The 355-nt window shown below is 52.4% G+C and carries 1 protein-coding gene; it reads left to right on the top strand.

Features of this window, described 5'->3' with window-relative positions; translation table 11 throughout:
• Positions 1-126 precede the first annotated feature (126 nt).
• The coding region (locus DV520_RS12090; RefSeq protein WP_133308875.1) for an S-layer homology domain-containing protein at positions 127-355 on the top strand (229 nt) is incomplete at its 3' end.

The following is a 355-nucleotide window of genomic DNA, read 5'->3' as shown; positions in this document are numbered from 1 at the left end:
CATATCCCGGTGCTTTACCATAGGCACCGGGATCGTTTTCATTGGGCCTTTTTCATTACATAATAACTGCAAAGTTTTGTGGGAGTTCCGTGTAAAATCCGTGGGAAATTGCGGAGCGAAGCATTGATGGATAAGGGATTCCCCCAGAAGAAGGTTCTGAGCCTGGTGCTCTGTGTGGCTGTGATGCTGTCTGTCATGGTCATGGGCGCCGGGGCGGCGTTCTCGGATCAGGACAAGATCGAGAACACCGAGGCCGTCAATATGTGCACTGCGCTGAACATCATTGGCGGGTATCCCGACGGGTCCTATAAGCCCGAGGGGAACATTAAGCGGTCCGAGATCACCAAGATGATCT

The organism is Evtepia gabavorous, from assembly GCF_003425665.1.
Lineage (GTDB): Bacteria > Bacillota > Clostridia > Oscillospirales > Oscillospiraceae > Evtepia > Evtepia gabavorous.
This window is presented reverse-complemented; position numbering and strand designations above follow the sequence as displayed.